Source organism: Arthrobacter sp. SX1312, from assembly GCF_002929295.1.
Taxonomy (GTDB): Bacteria; Actinomycetota; Actinomycetes; order Actinomycetales; family Micrococcaceae; genus Arthrobacter_D.
Window position 1 is genome coordinate 1 of sequence record NZ_PJIM01000011.1, and the last position, 2,616, is coordinate 2,616.

Here is a 2,616-nt window from a genome sequence, read left to right on the forward strand (position 1 = left end):
GTGGATGCCTTGGGTCTGGAAGTCGAAGAAGGACGTGATTACCTGCGATAAGCCTCGTTTAGTTGGATATAAACTTTGAGACGGGGATTTCCGAATGGGGAAACCTAACTAGATTAATCTCTAGTTGCCCACTTTTGAATATATAGAAAGTGTGAGCGAGACACCTTGTGAATTGAAACATCTTAGTAGCAAGAGGAAAAGAAAATAAATAATGATTCTGTTAGTAGTGGCGAGCGAAAGCAGAAGAGCCCAAACCGTATTTATACGGGGTTGTAGGACAGTCTACATAGAGTTACAAAGATTATGTATAGTAGAAAAAGCTGGGAAGCTTTGACATAGAGGGTGATATCCCCGTATACGAAATGCATAATTCTCTTGACTGCATCCTGAGTAGGGCGGGGCACGTGAAACCCTGTCTGAATCTGCCGGGACCATCCGGTAAGGCTAAATACTAACCAGACACCGATAGTGAACTAGTACCGTGAGGGAAAGGTGAAAAGTACCCCGGGAGGGGAGTGAAATAGATTCTGAAACTACTTACTTACAATTAGTCAGAGCACGTTAATGTGTGATGGCGTACATCTTGCAGTATGGACCGGCGAGTTATGTTAACATGCGAGGTTAAGTGGATAAAAGCGGAGCCGAAGAGAAATCGAGTCTGAATAGGGCGAATTAGTATGTTGACATAGACCCGAAACCAGGTGATCTATTCATGAGCAGGTTGAAGCTTAGGTAATACTAAGTGGAGGACCGAACCGTAGTACGCTGAAAAGTGCCCGGATGACTTGTGAATAGCGGTGAAATTCCAATCGAACCTGGATATAGCTGGTTCTCCTCGAAATAGCTTTAGGGCTAGCGTGTGATGTTAAACTTTGGTGGTAGAGCACTGAATATGGAATGGCGGCGCCTAGCTGTACTGACTATAATCAAACTCCGAATACCATTGTGTATTATCATGCAGTCGGAACATCGGTGATAACGTCGATGCTCGCGAGGGTAACAACCCAGATCGTCAGCTAAGGTCCCAAAATTTATGTTAAGTGATAAAGGTTGTGAGGTTTCTCAAACAACTAGGAAGTTGGCTTAGAAGCAGCCATCTTTTAAAGAGTGCGTAATAGCTCACTAGTCAAGAGACCTTGCGCCGACAATGTAACGGGACTAAACATAATACCGAAGCTACGGGCATTATTAAATGCGTTAGAGGAGCGTTCTAAGGACGGCGAAGCTAAACCGTGAGGATTAGTGGAGTGCTTAGAAGTGAGAATGCCGGTATGAGTAACGATTCAGAGTGAGAATCTCTGACGCCTATTGGGAAAGGTTTCCTGGGGAAGGTTCGTCCACCCAGGGTTAGTCGGGTCCTAAGATCAGGCTGAAAAGCGTAGTCGATGGATAACAGGTTAATATTCCTGTACTTCCGATAGTAAGTGATGGAGTGACGGAGAAGGATAATTCTACCAATTAATGGATTTTGGGGCAAGGAAATGAGGGGTCAATGTAGGCAAATCCGCATTGTTTAACCTTGAGTTCTGATGCATAGGGAAAGTTTCGACAATTACCGAATTGAATGATTTCACGCTTCCAAGAAAAGCTTCTAAACGTTATAAAACTATAGGAACCCGTACCGAGAACGGACACACGTTCCCAAGATGAGTATTCTAAGGCGAGCGAGAAAACCAATGTTAAGGAACTCTGCAAATTCACCCCGTAAGTTCGCGAGAAGGGGGGCCATTCTTTGAATGGCAACATTAAATTGTGAGGGGCAACTGTTTATCAAAAACACAGCTCTCTGCTAAGTCGCAAGACGATGTATAGGGGGTGAAGTCTGCCCAGTGCCCGAAGGTTAAGTGGAGCTGTTAGCTTACGCAAAGCAGCAAAATGAAGCCCGGGTGAACGGCGGCTGTAACTATAACGGTCCTAAGGTAGCGAAATTCCTTGTCGGCTAAATACTGACCTGCACGAAAGACGCAATGATCTCTCAACTGTCTCAACATTGGACTCGGTGAAATTATGGTTCCAGTGAAAACGCTGGATACCCGCATCAAAACGAAAAGACCCCGTGGAGCTTTACTACAACTTCGTATTGGAATTTGGTTTAACATGTGTAGGATAGGTGGGAGATGGAGAAGCGGAGACGCTAGTTTCTGTGGAATCAACCTTGAAATACCACCCTTGTTAAATTGAGTTTCTAACCTATGACCGTCATCCGGTCAGGAGACAGTGCGTGGTGGGTAGTTTGACTGGGGCGGTCGCCTCCCAAAAGGTAACGGAGGCGTTCAAAGCTACACTCAATATGGTCAGAAACCATATGTAGAGCGCAAAGGTAAAAGTGTGGTTGACTGTGAGACCTACAAGTCGAGCAGGTGCGAAAGCAGGACTTAGTGATCCGGCAGTTCATTATGGAATGGCTGTCGCTCAACGGATAAAAGCTACCCCGGGGATAACAGGGTTATCTTCCCCAAGAGATCACATCGACGGGAAGGTTTGCCACCTCGATGTCGGCTCATCGCATCCTGGAGCTGGAGTTGGTTCCAAGGGTTTGGCTGTTCGCCCATTAAAGCGGTACGCGAGCTGGGTTTAGAACGTCGTGAGACAGTTCGGTCCCTATTTGAAGCGGTC

At 45.9% G+C, this 2,616-nt stretch carries 1 rRNA gene; it reads left to right on the forward strand.

Annotated features, from left to right (window positions below):
* Positions 1-2,616: ribosomal RNA gene (locus tag CXQ92_RS17405) — 23S ribosomal RNA — on the forward strand; the annotation flags it as partial.